The sequence below is a fragment of the Pseudomonas sp. E1BtOHC1 genome, assembly GCF_058744285.1.
This window is the reverse complement of record NZ_CP196023.1, coordinates 6981451-6997967: the sequence shown is the minus strand read 5'-3', so window position 1 is coordinate 6997967 and position 16517 is coordinate 6981451. Positions and strand designations below refer to the sequence as shown.

Annotated in this window: 14 protein-coding genes; 4 read left to right on the top strand and 10 right to left on the bottom strand. The window is 61.0% G+C overall.

Annotated features, from left to right (window positions below; genetic code table 11):
* Positions 1-85: 85 nt before the first annotated feature.
* The gene (gene leuS, locus ACSSVC_RS31705; protein WP_492611866.1) at positions 86-2692 is read right to left on the bottom strand and encodes a leucine--tRNA ligase; all 2607 of its coding nucleotides are present in this window, start codon (positions 2690-2692) and stop codon (positions 86-88) included.
* Positions 2693-2952: 260 nt separating this feature from the next.
* Here leuS and ACSSVC_RS31700 point away from each other — a divergent pair, with 260 nt between their 5' ends.
* Positions 2953-3273, top strand: coding sequence for a hypothetical protein (locus ACSSVC_RS31700; protein ID WP_346635675.1), 321 nt, complete (start codon positions 2953-2955; stop codon positions 3271-3273).
* 125 nt (positions 3274-3398) lie between these two features.
* Complete coding sequence (locus ACSSVC_RS31695; RefSeq protein ID WP_346635676.1) at positions 3399-4160, top strand: YdcF family protein; 762 nt, start codon at positions 3399-3401, stop codon at positions 4158-4160.
* A 45-nt stretch (positions 4161-4205) separates the two neighbouring features.
* Here the strand turns inward: ACSSVC_RS31695 and lnt are convergent, their stop codons facing one another.
* The 5 genes from lnt to miaB form a co-directional block, all read right to left on the bottom strand.
* Positions 4206-5729, bottom strand: coding sequence for an apolipoprotein N-acyltransferase (lnt, locus tag ACSSVC_RS31690; protein ID WP_404940110.1), 1524 nt, complete (start codon positions 5727-5729; stop codon positions 4206-4208).
* 190 nt (positions 5730-5919) lie between these two features.
* Complete coding sequence (locus tag ACSSVC_RS31685) at positions 5920-6759, bottom strand: CorC family transporter (RefSeq protein WP_011063653.1); 840 nt, start codon at positions 6757-6759, stop codon at positions 5920-5922.
* Between the two features lie 45 nt (positions 6760-6804).
* Positions 6805-7263, bottom strand: coding sequence for an rRNA maturation RNase YbeY (gene ybeY, locus ACSSVC_RS31680; RefSeq protein WP_102865360.1), 459 nt, complete (start codon positions 7261-7263; stop codon positions 6805-6807).
* Entirely contained in the window at positions 7256-8275 is a 1020-nt protein-coding gene (locus ACSSVC_RS31675) for a PhoH family protein (RefSeq protein WP_346635677.1), read from the bottom strand. The genes ybeY and ACSSVC_RS31675 overlap by 8 nt, the downstream gene beginning before the upstream one ends.
* A gap of 200 nt (positions 8276-8475) precedes the next feature.
* The gene (gene miaB, locus ACSSVC_RS31670) at positions 8476-9804 is read right to left on the bottom strand and encodes a tRNA (N6-isopentenyl adenosine(37)-C2)-methylthiotransferase MiaB (protein WP_221810687.1); all 1329 of its coding nucleotides are present in this window, start codon (positions 9802-9804) and stop codon (positions 8476-8478) included.
* 134 nt (positions 9805-9938) lie between these two features.
* Between miaB and ACSSVC_RS31665 the strand changes: the two genes are divergently transcribed.
* Positions 9939-10265 (top strand): DUF1820 family protein, encoded by a 327-nt coding sequence (locus ACSSVC_RS31665; RefSeq protein WP_007927079.1) that lies wholly within the window; start codon positions 9939-9941, stop codon positions 10263-10265.
* 47 nt (positions 10266-10312) lie between these two features.
* Here the strand turns inward: ACSSVC_RS31665 and ACSSVC_RS31660 are convergent, their stop codons facing one another.
* From ACSSVC_RS31660 to ACSSVC_RS31645, 4 genes are all read right to left on the bottom strand, one after another.
* Complete coding sequence (locus tag ACSSVC_RS31660; RefSeq protein WP_253127814.1) at positions 10313-10867, bottom strand: tetratricopeptide repeat protein; 555 nt, start codon at positions 10865-10867, stop codon at positions 10313-10315.
* Positions 10868-11087: 220 nt separating this feature from the next.
* Positions 11088-12371: a glutamate-1-semialdehyde 2,1-aminomutase gene (gene hemL, locus ACSSVC_RS31655; protein ID WP_492611865.1), complete on the bottom strand. Its 1284-nt coding sequence runs from the start codon at positions 12369-12371 to the stop codon at positions 11088-11090.
* 32 nt (positions 12372-12403) lie between these two features.
* A complete protein-coding gene (gene thiE / locus ACSSVC_RS31650) occupies positions 12404-13027 on the bottom strand; it encodes a thiamine phosphate synthase (protein WP_346635679.1) in 624 nt (207 codons plus the stop codon).
* 18 nt (positions 13028-13045) lie between these two features.
* Complete coding sequence (locus tag ACSSVC_RS31645) at positions 13046-13843, bottom strand: hydroxymethylpyrimidine/phosphomethylpyrimidine kinase (protein ID WP_042941299.1); 798 nt, start codon at positions 13841-13843, stop codon at positions 13046-13048.
* Between the two features lie 290 nt (positions 13844-14133).
* Here ACSSVC_RS31645 and ACSSVC_RS31640 point away from each other — a divergent pair, with 290 nt between their 5' ends.
* Positions 14134-16500 (top strand): hybrid sensor histidine kinase/response regulator, encoded by a 2367-nt coding sequence (locus ACSSVC_RS31640; protein WP_492611864.1) that lies wholly within the window; start codon positions 14134-14136, stop codon positions 16498-16500.
* Positions 16501-16517: the final 17 nt, after the last annotated feature.

The following is a 16517-nucleotide window of genomic DNA, read 5'->3' as shown; positions in this document are numbered from 1 at the left end:
TGCTCCCCTTGAAACCATATGGGCCAACCTTGTGGCCCTGAAGGTTTTGTTCGGCGCCCGGTCCCGGACCGGGCGCCTGATCCAATTAGCTGGCGACGATGTTGACCAGTTTGCCAGGCACCACGATGACCTTGCGGATGGTCAGACCTTCGGTGAAGCGCAGCACGTTCTCGTTGCTGCGCGCCGCGGCCTCGACTTCTTCACGGCTGGCGCTGGCCGGCATGTCGATCTGGCCGCGCAGCTTGCCGTTGACCTGGATGACCAGTTGCAGGCTGTCCTGAACCAGTGCGCTTTCGTCCAATACCGGCCAGCCGGCGTCGATCACCGGGTCGGCGTGACCCAGGCGATTCCACAGTTCGTGGCTGATGTGCGGAGTGATCGGCGCCAGCAGCAAGGTCACGGTTTCCAGACCTTCCTGAACCAGTGCGCGATCCTGCTCGGTACCTTGTGGGGCTTTTTCCAACACGTTCATCAGCGTCATCACCTGGGCGATGGCGGTGTTGAATTTGTGGTTCTGGCCCACGTCGTGGCTGGCCTGCTTGATGGCTTGGTGGATCGAGCGGCGAATGGCTTTCTGCTCGTCGTTCAGGGTGGCGATATCCAGTGTGCCCGGCAGGCCCTGGGTGACGTGGGCTTGAGCCAGACGCCAGACGCGCTTGAGGAAACGGTGCGAGCCTTCAACGCCGGAGTCCGACCATTCGGCACTCATGTCAGGTGGCGAAGCGAACATCATGAACAGGCGGCAGGTGTCTGCGCCGAACTGGTCAATCATCGACTGTGGGTCGACGCCGTTGTTCTTCGACTTGGCCATCTTCTCGGTGCCGCCGATTTCCACCGGCAGGCCGTCCGCGATCAGCTTGGCGCTGATGACCTTGGCCTTGCTGTCGCGTTCGAGTTCGACGTCCGCCGGGTTGAACCAGGTGTAGGCACCGTTGGCTTCGCGACGGTAGTAGGTCTCGGCGATCACCATGCCTTGGGTCAGCAGGTTCTTGAATGGCTCGTTGGAGCTCACCAGGCCTTCGTCACGCATCAGTTTGTGGAAGAAGCGCGCGTAGAGCAGGTGCAGGATGGCGTGTTCGATACCGCCGATGTACTGGTCCACTGGCAGCCAATGGTCGGCAGCCGATTTTTCCACCAGGCCGCCTTCATAGTGCGGCGAGGCGTAGCGGGCGTAGTACCACGACGATTCGACGAAGGTGTCCATGGTGTCGGTTTCACGCTTGGCCGGTGCGCCGCATTTCGGGCAACTGCACTCGTAGAACTCGGGCATGCGTGCCAGGGGCGAACCGGCGCCGTCCGGCACCACATCTTCCGGCAACACGACCGGCAATTGGTCTTCCGGCACCGGCACATCGCCGCAGCTGTCGCAGTGGATGATCGGGATCGGGCAGCCCCAGTAACGCTGACGGCTGATGCCCCAGTCCCGCAGGCGGAACTGGGTGCGCGATTGGCCGAGGTTCTTCTTCAACAGGGCCACTTCGATTGCGTCGAACGCGCCAGGGAAGTCCAGGCCGTTGAATTCGCCGGAATTGATCAGTTCACCGTGTTCGCCGTAAGCATCCTGCCATGGAGCAGGGGTCTCATCGCCGGCACTGGTGCGCACCACGGCCTTGATCGGCAGGCTGTACTTGCTGGCGAATTCGAAGTCGCGCTCATCGTGGGCCGGCACCGCCATTACTGCGCCATCGCCATAGTGCATCAGCACGTAGTTGGCGACCCAGACCGGGAGCTTCTCGCCAGTCAGTGGGTGCTCGACGAACAGCGAGGTCGGCAGACCTTTTTTCTCCTGGGTCGCCATGTCGGCTTCGGCAACGCTGCCGCCTTTGCATTCGGCAATGAATGCTTGCAGCTCGGGGTTGTTCCGGGCGGCCAGGGTGGCCAGCGGGTGTTCGGCCGCGACGGCGACGTAAGTCGCGCCCATCAGGGTGTCCGGACGGGTGGTAAAGACTTTCAGGGTGCCGGTTTCACCGATCGACGCCTGGTCGTAGGGGAACTGCACTTCCATGCCACGGGACTTGCCGATCCAGTTGCGTTGCATGGTCTTAACCTGCTCGGGCCAGCCCGGCAGCTCGTCGAGACTCTCCAGCAGCTCATCCGCGTAAGCAGTGATCTTGAAGTAGTACATCGGAATTTCGCGCTTCTCGATCAGCGCGCCGGAGCGCCAGCCGCGGCCATCGATTACCTGTTCGTTGGCCAGGACGGTCTGGTCGACCGGGTCCCAGTTCACGGTGCCGTTCTTACGGTAGATCACGCCTTTTTCGAACAGGCGGGTGAACAGCCACTGTTCCCAGCGGTAGTAGTCCGGCTTGCAGGTGGTGACCTCACGAGACCAATCCACCGCCAGGCCCAGGCTGCGCAGCTGGGTCTTCATGTAGGCGATGTTTTCGTAGGTCCATTTGGCTGGTGCGACGTTGTTCTTCATCGCAGCGTTTTCCGCCGGCATGCCGAAGGCGTCCCAACCCATGGGTTGCAGGACGTTCTTGCCTTGCATGCGCTGGTAGCGGGAAATCACGTCGCCGATGGTGTAGTTGCGCACGTGCCCCATGTGTAGCTTGCCGCTGGGGTAAGGGAACATCGATAGGCAGTAGTAAGTTTCCTTGCCTGGCTGTTCACTGACTTCAAAGGACTTTTGCTCATCCCAAAACGACTGGGCGGCGGCTTCGATTTCACGGGGCTGATAGTGTTCGTGCATGGCTACTTTTGTACTGAATAGGGGTGGCCTAATCCTCTTCAACGCAACCTCGGGTGGTGATGGCGCCAAATACGGCGTTTTTCAGTGCCCGGTGGAGCTGGAAGTGGAGTTACAGGAAGCGCCGTAGCATACATGACCGCACTCTGCGGAGGGAAACCCTGATTGTTCGCGCGGGCCGTTGGTCGCGGCGGCGCGTCGCTTTCAGCTGTCCGACTAAGCTCAAAAAGGGGAGTGATTCTTATCTTCGATGAGGTGAACGGATGCTTGAATCGCAGCGAAAAGTAACAGAACCGCAGGTGTATGAAAGGCTGCTGAATCGACTGGCTCTGGCCCTGGATGCGGCAAAAACTGCGGATCGATTGCGCAATGAACGGCCGGCCGAGTTGGAGTTGCGGGGGTTGAGCCCTGCTGAGTTCGAATTGATCAGGGTCTACCTGGCCCGCAGTCAGCATGAAATGCAGGTCAATGTATCGAGCAGTCTGCAACACCAGGAAATGCCCCGTTCGGCCAAGGTCATTTGGTTGAAGGATCAGGCGCCCCACAGGGATTCGGTAAACGTCCGGTCCCAGCAGTTCAAGTAGGTCCCGAGCCCTTTATTGGGTTGAGCGAGGTCGTGTCCGAGGACCTCGAAAGCAAAAGTGCCTGGCAGCGGTTGTTGCCGCATGGGTATCCCCATTAGGCTTCGAGCATCTTTTGGAGATGCTCGATGCCTTTTCGCTATTTCATCAAACAGTTACTGCTGCCGCCCGGCATTCTCTTGCTGTTGCTTCTGCTCGCCTGGAGCCTGCGTCGTTCCAGGCCTCGATTGGCGCGAGGGTGCTTTGTTCTGGGGTTGGGTGGCTTCTGGTTGATGAGCCTGCCGGTAATGGTGGAGTGGGGAGCTCGTGGGCTTGAACGGTTACCGCCCTTGCCACAGAGTCAATGGGCCAGCCTGGCAGAGCAGGCGGATGCGATCGTAGTCCTGGGTTCCGGCCGTGAGCGGGGTGACCCGGCTTGGGGTTCTGACCAGCCCACCGGCGTGGGTTTGGAGCGCGAGCGTTATGCTGCTCGGCTGGCCAAGGCTTCCGGATTGCCCCTGTTGACCAGTGGCGGCCTGCATTACGGCACGCCGCCCACCGAGGCTGCACTGATGGCCGAATCACTGCTCAATGACTTTGGTGTGCACGTGCGTTGGCAGGAAGGTCGCAGCCGCACCACATGGGAAAACGCCCAGTTCAGCGCCGAAGTCTTGCAGCCATTGGGTATCAAGCGCGTGGTGGTAGTGACCCAGGCCTGGCACATGCCCCGTTCCGTCTGGAGTTTTGAGCGCGCAGGATTTGTCGTAGTGCCGGCACCGGTAGGTTTTCTGGGGGTGGACAACGCCCGCCCGTTGGGAGGCTGGATGCCGGAGTTCAAGTCGATCTGGCAGAGCGGCCAGTTGCTGAACGAGGCGGTGGGCCAGTTAGGCTATCGCCTCTTTTATCGCTGATCACCGCGCCGACTCCAACAGGAGCCGGCTTGCGGGCGACGGTTTCTAGACGGTCTTGGCAATACGGCTGGCCAGCAAGGCCCAGCCAAACAGCAGGGCGCAGAGCACTGCCAGCGGCCATGAGCGCCACTGCAAGTACGGCGTTAGGTTGTGCATGGGCACCACTTCGCCATAGAGAATGCCACGCTCGAACTGTGGAATCTGCACGGTGATCTTGCCGAACGGATCGATCAGCCCGGTGACTCCGTTATTGGTGGCGCGGATCATCCAGCGCCCGGCTTCCAGGGCGCGCATCTGAGCCATCTGCAAATGCTGCAGAGGGCCGATGGAGGTGCCGAACCAGGTGTCGTTGCTGATGGTCAGCAGTAGGTCGCTGCGGGCCGAGAGGCCGGCGGCGAACTCAGGGTAGACCACTTCGTAGCAAATGAACGGCGCAATCCGATACCCCTTGGCTTGCAGCAGTGGCTGGTCGGCCGGACCGCGGGCAAAGTCCGACATCGGCAGGTTGAAGAAGTCGATCAGGCCGCGCAGCAGCTCTTGCAGGGGCACGTACTCGCCAAAGGGCACCAGTTTCTGTTTCAGGTAGGTGCCGTCGCCTTCGCCGGTTACGGTGATGCCGTTGAAGTAGCGTTTTTCATGGTGCACCAACTGGCGCACCGGAACTCCGGTAATCAGCGCTGAATGACGATCGGCGGCAAAGTTGCCCATCATCGTCAGGTAGCCCTCGGCTGACTCCTTGAGCACCGGGACGGCGGTTTCCGGCCAGACCAGCAAGTCCACGCGCTTGCTGCTGAAACTCATGTCGCGGTACAGGGCCAACTGGGCATTGAGCTCGGCCGGGTCCCATTTCATGCTTTGTTCGATATTGCCCTGGATGGCGGCGACCGAAAGCGGATCACCCGAAGGGCTGGTCCAGGCGTGACCTTTGAGTGCCAGGCCAACTACCCAGGGCGCAGCCAGCAGCAACAGGCCGGCGGCGATAAACCCCTTGCGTCCGGCCTTGATCAGGCGCGGCAGGTTGTAGAGCAACGCAGCGGTCAACGCCAGGGAGAAGGAAATCAGCCAGATGCCGCCCACAGGTGCGAGTCCTGCCAGGGGACCGTCGAGCTGGCTGTAGCCGGAGTAGAGCCAGGGGAAGCCGGTGAGGAACCAGCCGCGAAACGCTTCCTGTCCCAGCCACAGGGCGGCGAATGCCAGAGCGTCCGCCAGAGGGGCTTCGTTGCGCCGCAGCCAGCGGGCCCAAAGCCAGGCGGGCAGGGCGAAAAACCAGGCAATGGCGGCGATGAAGGCCAGCATCAGCAGGCCGGCAAGCAGCGCGGACGCACCGCCGTAGGTGTGGATGCTGACGTAGATCCAGCTGGTGCCGGCGCCGAACAGGCCGAAACCGAAGCACCAGCCACGGCCCAGAGCCTGGCGGGGCGTGAGCTCCCGCAGACCGGCATAGAACAGTCCCACTGCCAGCAGCGCCAGGGGCCAGATGTCGTAGGGCGCCAAGGCCAGGGTGGTGATGGCGCCGGCTGCAACGGCCAGCAGGTTGCCGGGCCAGCCGGGTCGGGTTGAGCGCTGCAAGAGGCGTTTCATCAGCTCTTTCCTGTTTCGCACCGGGCGGGGCGCGAGGAGATGGGGTGGGTGGATTCAGATGAGTGGCGAACCCTGCGGCGCTGTTTGACAGTCCGCCCCCGAGATCTGTCGTCCCGGGGCCTGGTGGTTGGCCTTGGGACGATGATTCTGTGCGGGGGAGGGCTGATGACCCTTGTCCCTAGCGGGAGATGGGGGTCAGGCGCAGCAGATGAATCCGCCGGCTGTCGGCGTTGAGCACGCGGAAGCGATAGGCGCCGATTTCAGTGATTTCGTTGCGTTTTGGCAAGTGGCCGAAAGCACTCATCACCAGGCCGCCGACGGTATCGAATTCGTCATCGGAGAAGTCGCTGTCGAAAAACTCGTTGAAGTTCTCGATCGGCGTCAGCGCCTTGATCAGGAAGTCGCCGCTGGGAAGCGGTTTGATGTAACTGTCTTCCTCGACGTCGTGCTCGTCCTCGATGTCGCCGACGATCTGTTCCAGCACGTCTTCGATGGTCACCAGGCCTGCCACTCCGCCGTATTCGTCGATGACGATGGCCATGTGGTTGTGGTTGGCGCGGAACTCGCGCAGCAGCACGTTCAGGCGCTTGGACTCGGGGACGAAGGTCGCCGGGCGCAGCAGATCCTTGATGTTGAAGCTGTCGCCGTTCTCCTTGAGGATCAGCGGCAGCAGGTCCTTGGCCAGCAGGACGCCCATCACGTCGTCATGGCTTTCACCGATCACCGGGTAGCGCGAGTGCGCCGAATCGATGACCGCAGGCAGGAACTCCCGTGGTGTCTGGGTCGCCTTGATGCTGATCATCTGCGAGCGCGGAACCATGATGTCCCGGACTTGCAGGTCAGCTACCTGGATGGCGCCTTCGACGATGGCCAGCGCTTCGCTGTCCAGCAATTTGTTCTGATGGGCTTCGCGCAGCAGCTCCAGCAGCTCCTGGCGGTTTTTCGGCTCATGGGCAAAAGCCTGGGTCAGTTTGCCCAGCCATGACTTTTGCCCGTTGCTCGATCGATCTTCGCTCATAGCGATTGCTCTGAATCCTTGGTTATTACAGGTGGATGTTGTTGATCAGCTTTCGTCGTCTGCATAAGGGTCGGGATGACCCAGTTCAGCAAGCAACGTTCGTTCCAGCGCTTCCATTTCTTCGGCTTCGTCATCATCTATATGGTCGTAACCCAACAGATGCAAGCAGCCGTGAATGACCAGATGGGCCCAATGGGCCTTAAGTTCCTTGCCTTGTTCGGCGGCCTCGCGTTCGACCACCGCAATGCAGATCACTAAATCCCCCAGCAAAGGGATATCCAGCAGCTCATCTGGCACGTCGGCAGGAAATGACAACACATTGGTTGCGTAATCTTTGTGACGCCAGGTGTGATTCAGCTCACGGCCTTCGTCTTCGTCCACCAGGCGGATGGTCAGTTCCGAGTCGGCCGTGCGCTGGCGCAGGGCCAGCTCGCACCACTGGCGGAACTCTTCATCGCTGGGGGCCGGCTGCTGGCTGGCGCGTTGCAGGTCAAGCTCAAGCATCGCGGCGGTTGCCCCTGTCGGCGGAAGCCTTGGCGGCCTCATCGTCGGCTCGCAGCTCGAAGCGCTCATAGGCTTCGACAATGCGTTGCACCAGTGGATGGCGCACCACGTCCTTGGGCATGAAGTGAGTGAAGCTGATGCCGGGTACATCCTTGAGCACGTTGATCACTTGGGCCAGGCCCGATTTGGTGCCCTTGGGTAGGTCGACCTGGGTGATGTCGCCGGTGATCACTGCGGTGGAGCCGAAACCGATCCGGGTGAGGAACATTTTCATCTGTTCCACGGTGGTGTTCTGACTTTCGTCGAGGATGATGAAACTGTTGTTCAGGGTCCGGCCGCGCATGTAGGCCAGGGGCGCGATCTCGATGACTTGGCGCTCGATCAACTTGGCCACTTGTTCGAAACCGAGCATTTCATACAGCGCGTCATATAGCGGGCGCAGGTACGGGTCGATTTTTTGTGCCAGATCGCCGGGCAGGAAGCCGAGCTTCTCGCCCGCTTCCACGGCTGGCCGCACCAACAGGATGCGCCGCACTTGCTCACGCTCCAGGGCATCTACGGCGCAGGCCACGGCGAGGTAGGTCTTGCCGGTACCGGCCGGGCCAATGCCGAAGTTGATGTCATTGCCGAGAATTTCTTTCACATAGCGCTGCTGATTCAGGCCGCGAGGGCGAATCATGCCCTTCTTGGTGCGCAGGGCTACGGCGGCATCGGCCACCGATGGGTTGTCCAACTCTTCCACGGCGGATTCCTGGAGGAACAGGTGCACCAGGTCCGGCGATAGCTCGGTGCCCTTGGTTTCCCGGTAGAGACGGCGCAGAAGATTTTCCGCGGAGGTGGTGTGCTTGGGTTCGCCGATCAGTTCGAACTGATTGCCGCGGTTGCGGATCTCGATCGTCAGGCGCTGCTCGATCAAGCGCAAATGCTCGTCGAATTGCCCGCACAGATTGGCGAAGCGGCGAGCCTCGAAGGGCTCGAGGATGAAACGATGAGGTTCTATGGGTGCGTTCAAGGTCGTTTTTTAGCCGCCCAACGGCAATTAAGATGAATTCAAGGATAACGCCAGCGGCCTGGGTGCGAAAGCTCTTATACGGAGCAATGGCCGGTGGTGCTTTCTTCGTGGGAGCCGACTTGTCGGCGAAGGTGCTCTTGAGGGGCTCTTCGCTGGCAAGCCGGCTCCTACACAAGCCAGTGCCTACATAAGTTCAGTTCTTACGATAACAGCGAGCCGCGCAGCGAATGGGGCTGCGCCGAGTCAATGTGCACGTCGGCGAACTGGCCGATCAGTGTGGGATTGTCGCAACGGAAGTTGACGATCCGGTTGTTCTCGGTACGGCCCTGCAATTCGCCAGGGTCTTTCTTGGAGTAATCGGTGACCAGAATACGTTGGGTCGAGCCGACCATTTGTCGGCTGATCTCGAACCCTTGCTGGTTCAGGCGATGCTGCAGCGCATTCAGGCGCTCCTTCTTCAGCGCTTCCGGTGTGTCGTCGGCCAGGTCGGCGGCGGGGGTGCCTGGGCGCTGGCTGTAGACAAAGGAGTAGGAGAAGTCGAAACCTACGTCCTCGATCAGCTTCATGGTCTGCTGGAAGTCTTTCTCTGTCTCGCCCGGGAAGCCGACGATGAAGTCCGAACTGATGCAGATGCCCGGAACTGCCGCCCGTAGCTTGCGCAGTTTGGATTTGTATTCCAGAGCCGTGTGGTTGCGTTTCATCGCCGCCAGAATGCGGTCCGAGCCCGATTGCACCGGCAGGTGCAGGTGTTTCACCAGCTCTGGTACTTCGGCATGAGCCTGGATCAGGCTGTCGGAGAATTCCAGAGGGTGCGATGTGGTGTAGCGAATTCGTTCGATACCATCGACCGCGGCGACTACGCGGATCAGCTCGGCCAGGTCCGCCATACGTCCGTCGTGGGTCTGACCCCGGTAGCCGTTGACGTTCTGGCCCAGCAAGGTGACTTCACGAACACCGTTTTCCGCCAGGTGGATGATCTCGGCGATCACGTCGTCAAATGGGCGGCTGACTTCTTCGCCGCGGGTATAGGGCACCACGCAGAAGGTGCAGTACTTGCTGCAGCCTTCCATCACCGAAACATAGGCGCTGGGGCCGTCGATGCGCGGCTCGGGCAGGTGGTCGAATTTTTCGATTTCCGGGAACGAGACATCCACTTGCGGCAGCTTGGTGGCGCGGGCGACGTCGATCATTTCCGGCAGGCGGTGCAGCGTCTGCGGGCCGAAGACCACGTCCACATAGGGCGCCCGATCACGGATGGCTGCGCCTTCCTGACTGGCCACGCAACCCCCGACGGCGATCACCATGTCCGGGTTGGCCAGCTTCAGCTCGCGCCAGCGCCCCAGTTGGGAGTACACCCGGTCCTGGGCGCGTTCGCGAATGGAGCAGGTATTGAGCAGGATGACGTCAGCGTCTTCGGCACGAGCGGTGACTTCCAGGGCCTGATGTTCACCCAGCAGATCCACCATGCGCGAGCTGTCGTACTCGTTCATCTGGCAGCCGTGGGTTTCGATGTAAAGCTTCTTGGCCATGGACCTCGGTCTCACGTGATTCAAAGAACCGCGCATTATAGGGTCCATGCCCACAGGTTCCTAGCGTTGCGCATCGGGTAGCTATGCTATAGTTCGCGCCCTATTTTTGTCCCCCGATGTGTTGCCCGCCCACCATGACCAAACGTGAAGCCCCAATCTATAAGGTGATTTTCCTCAACCAGGGCCAGGTGTTCGAAATGTACGCCAAGCAGATCTATCAAAGTGATCTGTGGGGTTTCCTGGAAGTGGAAGAGTTCGTCTTTGGCGAGCGCACGCAAGTGGTCGTCGATCCGAGTGAAGAAAAGCTCAAGGCTCAGTTCGAAGGCGTTGTGCGCAGTTTTGTGCCGATGCATTCGATTGTGCGTATCGACGAAGTGGAGCGCCTGGGCACGCCGAAGATCAGCGAAGCCCGTGGCGTGAGCAACGTCATGCCGTTCCCAATGCCAATGCCCGAAAAATAAGCCTGGTTTGCGTAGGAGTCGGCTTGCCGGCGAATGGCGCCAAGGTGTTACGGCAGTGGCGAGAAAGGCGAACGCCCATCGGCGCTCTGCAGTTCCATCAGGTACTTGCGGAAAATCTGTCCCAGCACCTGGGTCGCGACTTCCAGTTCGTCACGCTGCATGTGCTCGGCGACTTCGTCGGCGGTGTCCAGGGCGTCTTCGGCACCGTTGACCGCAGCCATCTTCAGCACGATGTAGGCTTGAACGTTGTTGGCGGGCACGCCTTCGCCGTGGAAGAACATGGTGCCGAGCTTGAATTGCGCCTGAGCGTGGCCTTGCAAGGAGGCCTTTTCGAAATAGCTCAGGGCTTGATTGAGGTCTCGCGGCGCGCCTTTGCCCTCGTAGTAGAACTCACCCAACTCGTATTGCGCCTGTGCATCCCCTTCATCGGCGGCTTTCTGGCACGCGGCTAGCGCCTCGGCCTGTTCCTGTGCCTGGGGATCGAGGGTGCAGCGACCCATCGCTGGGATCAACAACGAGTTGCCGCCTGCTTGTGCGTGCGCGAGCAGGGGCTGAAGGAGCAACAGGCAGCCCAATGTCAGGGCGCGGCCGGTGCGGTTCATGGGAATCGACTTACCTCTGAGGGGCGCGCGGACCCGGCGAGGGGTCCAATAAGCGCGCATTATGAAATAAGCAGGGCCAACCTTACAAAGTCTTTACTCGTTTTTCTGCTGCGTGGCCGCGATATCCGCCGGTTTGCTGAGTATTTCCCCCTTTGCCAAGGGAAAGTTCGAGTAAAGCACGAAGCTGGCATGGTTGATCACCACGCCAGCCTTACAGCGCTTACTTCAAGGCGGCAAATGCGCGTTCTGCTGCATCCAAAGTCAGTTGCAGCTCGGCCTCGCCGTGGGCGATCGAGGTGAAACCGGCTTCGAAGGCACTTGGCGCCAGGTAAACACCGCCTTCCAGCATCAGGTGGAAGAAGCGCTTGAACAGGTTGGCATTGCTGGCCATCACGTCGTCGAAGGTGACGATGTCGTCGGCGCCACTGAAGTACAGGCCGAACATGCCGCCGGCCTGAGTGGTGACGAACGGAATGCCCGCGGCATCGGCGCGTTGCTGCAAGCCTTCGAGCAAGCGGCTGGTGTAGTCGCTCAGTTCGGCGTGGAAGCCCGGGCGGCTGATCAGACGCAGGGTGGTCAGGCCGGCAGCCATGGCCAGCGGGTTGCCGGAGAGGGTGCCTGCCTGGTAGACCGGACCCAGGGGCGCGATATGTTCCATGATCTTGCGCTTGCCGCCGAAGCAGCCCACCGGCATGCCGCCGCCGATGATCTTGCCGAAGGTGGACAAGTCTGGAGTCACACCGTAATGGGCCTGGGCGCCGCCGAGAGCGACACGGAACCCCGTCATCACTTCGTCGAAGATCAGCACTACGCCGTGTTGGTCGCAGAGGGAGCGCAGCCCCTCGAGGAAGCCTGGCGCCGGTGGTACACAATTCATGTTGCCGGCCACTGGCTCGACGATGATGCAGGCCACTTCCTGGCCTACTTCAGCCAGCATCTTTTGCACTGCGGCGATGTCGTTGAAGGGCAGGGTCAGGGTGTGTTTGGCGAAAGCCGCAGGTACACCGGCAGAGCTGGGGACGCCCTGAGTCAGAGCGCCGGAACCGGCCTTGACCAGCAGGCTGTCGGAGTGGCCGTGGTAGCAGCCTTCGAACTTGATGATGCTATCGCGGCCGGTAAAGCCCCGGGCCAGGCGAATTGCGCTCATGGTGGCTTCGGTGCCGGAGCTGACCATGCGCACCATTTCCATGGAGGGAACGATGGAGCACACCAGATCGGCCATTTCGGTTTCCATGGCGGTGGGGGCGCCGTAGGACAGGCCATGCTCCAGCTGCTTACGTACCGCGTCCAGCACGTCCGGGTGACTGTGGCCGAGAATCATCGGGCCCCAGGAGCCGACATAGTCGACATAGCGCTTGTCGTCTTCGTCAGTGACGTAGGCACCTTCGGCGTGCTTGAAGAACAGCGGGGTGCCGCCCACGCTCTTGAAGGCGCGGACCGGCGAGTTGACGCCACCAGGGATGTGTTTCTGGGCGTTGGCAAACAGGGTTTCGGAACGGGACATGATCGGGCTCTCAAAAATCGGCAGTGGGCTATTCAAAGATTAAACAGGGCGTTAAAGGCGCGGGCGCGGCGTGTCACTTCTGCAGCGCTCTCGGCGCCGAACAGGCCGTGGACCACCGCCAGCAGATCAGCGCCGTGGCTCACCAGGGGGGCGGCGTTTTCCAGGGTGATGCCGCCAATCACGCAAATCGGCAGATGCAGGCTGGCCCGGGCCTGATCCAGCAACTCCAGGCTGGCAGTGGGCGCGCCGGGTTTGGTGGTTGAGTTGAAGAAGCGGCCGAAGGCGACATAACTGGCGCCTTCCTTGGCCGCTTGCTCGGCCAGCGGCAACTGGTCATGGCAGGTGGAGCCGATGATTGCCTGGCGCCCCAGCAGGGCGCGGGCCGGCGTCAGGGGGCCGTCGGTCTGGCCCAGGTGCACGCCGGCACCGATGCGTGCCGCCAGCTCGGCGTCATCGTTGATGATCAGGCGGGTCTTGTAGCGTTCGCACAGGGTCAGCAGGGTTTCAGCTTCCCGCAGGCGGCGGGCCTGGTCGTCGCTTTTATCGCGGTACTGCAACAGGGTGACGCCGCCTTCCAGCGCCGCCTCCACGTACTTCAGGAACTTGCCGGCCAACAGCTGGCTGTCGGTGATGGCGTACAGACCACGTAGTTTCATTGAGCGGGCCTCATGACATTACGAGCAGAAATCCAACGGCAAGCGGCGCGGCACGAACTGGCCACGGCCCAGTTGCTCGGCGTCGCGCAGGGTGCGCCAGGTGTAATCCAGGGCAGACTTCACCGCACTGGCCAAGTGTTCGCCTTGTGCCAGGCGCCCGGCCAGGGCACTGGCCAGGGTACAACCGGAGCCGTGGTAGCTGCCGGGCAGGCGCTGGCAGGTGTACGTCTCGCGCAGGCCGTCGCGGCTGTACAGACGATTGTGCACTTCGTGTTCATCGCCATGGCCGCCGGTAATCAGCAGGTGCTTGACGAACGGCAGGAGTTTTTCGGCGCATTGGTCGGCGCTGCCTTCGGGCAGTTCCGCAAGAATTCGGGCTTCGGGAAGGTTGGGAGTGGCAATGGTGGCCAGGGGCAGTAGGCGTTCGCGCATGGCGTAGCCCACTTCATCCTTGCCCAGTCGGCCGCCGCCGCCGGCGCGCAGCACCGGATCGCACACCAGGGGCAGGTGCGGGTGCGCCTGGAGCAGTTCGACCACGGTGTCGACCATCTCCAGGGAGCCCAGCATGCCCAGCTTGACCGCGGCGACAGTGGAGTCGTTGAGCACGGCATTGGCTTGGGCCAATACCCACTCGCGATCCAGAACGCGAAAATCGCTGACGTTGACGGTGTCTTGCACGGTCAGGGCGGTGACAGCCGGAGCTGCGTGACAACCCTGAGCCAGCAGGGCTTCGATATCTGCCTGCAAGCCGGCGCCACCACTAGGGTCGTGGCCGGAGAGACAGAGGACAACGGGGCGAGAGCTGTAGATATTCATGGGCGGCGAGCTTACCACCAAACGCTTTTTTTCGCGGCGCCTGGCGCGCAATGCAAGTTGTCGCTTTGCCGTGTCCGACCTTCTTGACCGATGCAACAGCTCTAGCCCGCTGGATTGCGCTGAAAGGCCCGTTCTAGAGCCTTTAGACTAAAATTTTCAATGGTGTTCATTGGCCATCAGCGGCTATGCTAGAGTGCATTCAAACCAATAACAGGTCATGCCGGTCTTGCGTCTGCTCAAGGGAAATGGGGGACTTCCTGACACCACCGGACAAGCCACGCTGGGGCTTTATGCGCTATTTGCTGATGTTGCTGTTGAGCTTGCCGATGCTGGCTGGCGCCGTCGAGTTCGACGAGTTCACTCAACGCCTGCCCTTGGGCCGAGTGATGCAAGTACTCGAAGACGTGGGTGGCGAAGCGACAATTGCCGATGTCAGTTCGGGGCCTCTGGCTGAGCACTTCAAACCCCACGATAAAGATACCCTCAATGCCGGCTATTCACGTTCGGCCTTCTGGCTGAAGATCGACCTCCAATATCACCCCGGCAATCCCACGGCGCAGCGCAACTGGTTGCTGGAGCTGGCCTATCCGCCCCTGGACCACCTGGACCTGTACGTCCCCGATGAAACCGGTGGTTTTCGTCTGGCGGAGCGCACCGGCGATGCCTTGCCGTTCGACAGTCGGCAGATCCGCCAGAACAACTACCTGTTCAACCTGAATTTCTCCCCCCATGAACACAAGACCCTGTATCTGCGCCTGGCCAGTGAAGGTTCGATCCAGGCACCGCTGAGCCTCTGGTCCAACACGGCCTACCTCGAGGCGCAGCCAGTGCGCCTCTACGTGCTGGGGCTGATCTACGGGGTGTTGCTGGGCATGCTGGTGTACAACCTGTTCATCTACCTCAGCGTGCGCGATACCAGCTACCTCTACTACATCGTCTACATCGCATCGTTCGGTCTCTATCAACTGTCGGTCAACGGTGCCGCAGTGGAGTACTTCTGGCCCAACAGTCCATGGTGGGCCAATGCGGCGACACCGTTCTTCATCGGTGCCGCAGGACTGTTCGGCAGTCAGTTCGCTCGCAGTTTCCTGCAGACCTCCCGGCACAGTCCCTGGGTTGATCGCGTGTTGCTGGCGCTGATGGCTTTTGGGGCGCTGGTCATGGCCTTGTCACTGATGACCAGCTACGCCCTGGCCTTGCGCCTGGCCACCACTCTGGCGCTGCTGTTTACCGTGGTGATCTATGTGGCGGGGATCGTCGCCTGGTGTCGCGGATTGCGGGTGGCGCGTTACTTCATCATTGCCTGGTCGGCCTTTTTGTTTGGAGGGGTGATCAACACTTTGATGGTGCTGGGTTACCTGCCGAACGTATTCCTGACCATGTACGCCAGCCAGATCGGCTCGGCGATCGAGGTGGCGCTGCTGTCCCTGGCTCTGGCCGACCGGATCAATTCGATGCGCGAGCAACAGGCCCAGACTCTGCTTGAGGCCGGGCAGAAGCTTGAAGTGCTGAACCAGCAATTGGCTCACAGCAACCGTCTCAAGGACGAGTTCCTGGCCACCCTGACCCACGAGCTGCGCACGCCGATGAACGGTGTCATTGGCTCGCTTGAACTGATGCAGACCCTGGAACTGGACCCAGAGATGGAGCAGTACCAGCAGACCGCCGCTGGCTCGGCGCGGGACATGATGCGCATGGTCAACGGCATCCTCACCCTGACCGAACTGCAAGCCGGCAAGCTCAGCGCCCAGCGCCAACCGTTCAGCCTGCGTTCGTTGCTGAGTGCACTGCAAACCCAGTTCGGCGCCAGCGCTGCGGCCAAGTCCCTGTCCTTTCAGGTCGACCTCAGCGCCGGGTTGCCCGACCGCTTGCAGGGGGATCGCTGCAAGCTCAGCCATTGCCTGGAGTGCCTGCTGGAAAACGCCGTCAAGTTCACCCATTCCGGTGGCGTGGTGTTACGGGTGGTCACCCGGTCTGTTTCGACCGAGCGGGTGAGTCTGAGCTTTGAGGTGATCGACAGCGGGATAGGTTTCGTCAATCTGGACGAGGCAACGCTGTATCAGCGTTTCTTCCAGCTTGACGGCTCCATGACGCGTGAATACGGCGGATTGGGCATCGGCCTGGCGATCTGCCGGCAATTGGTGGACTTGCTGGGCGGGCAGTTGACCCATGAGTCCACGCCTGGCCAGGGCAGTTGTTTCCGCTTGCTGGTGGAGTTCGATGCCCAGGAGCCGATTCCTCGGGCGCCGGTAACCCTTCATCGGCGTGCGCCCCAGGACTGTACCGTGCTGTTGATGGACGATAACGACGTTGATCAACTTGTGGTACGAGGCATGCTGCTCAAGCTGGGATACCGAGTGCGCACCGTTGGCAGCCCCACGGATGCGCTGCAACTGCTGGGGCGTGAACTCGTCAGCGCGGTGCTGATCGATGGCCAGATCACTGCAGCGCAACTGGGGGCATTTCGTCTTCAGGCCCAGGCAATGCCCGGATACGCCCACCTGCCCATCTTGCTGGCCTGCGTTCCTGGTACTGAAGGTTGTGCGGCGACAGCAGGGGCCGACTGTCTTGGCAAACCGGTGAAATTCGAGGCACTGCAAGCGGCGCTGTTGAAGTGGGTACTTTGTGTTGAGCAGGGCGAAAGTGCCGACATTTAGGCGGATATGCCACTTTG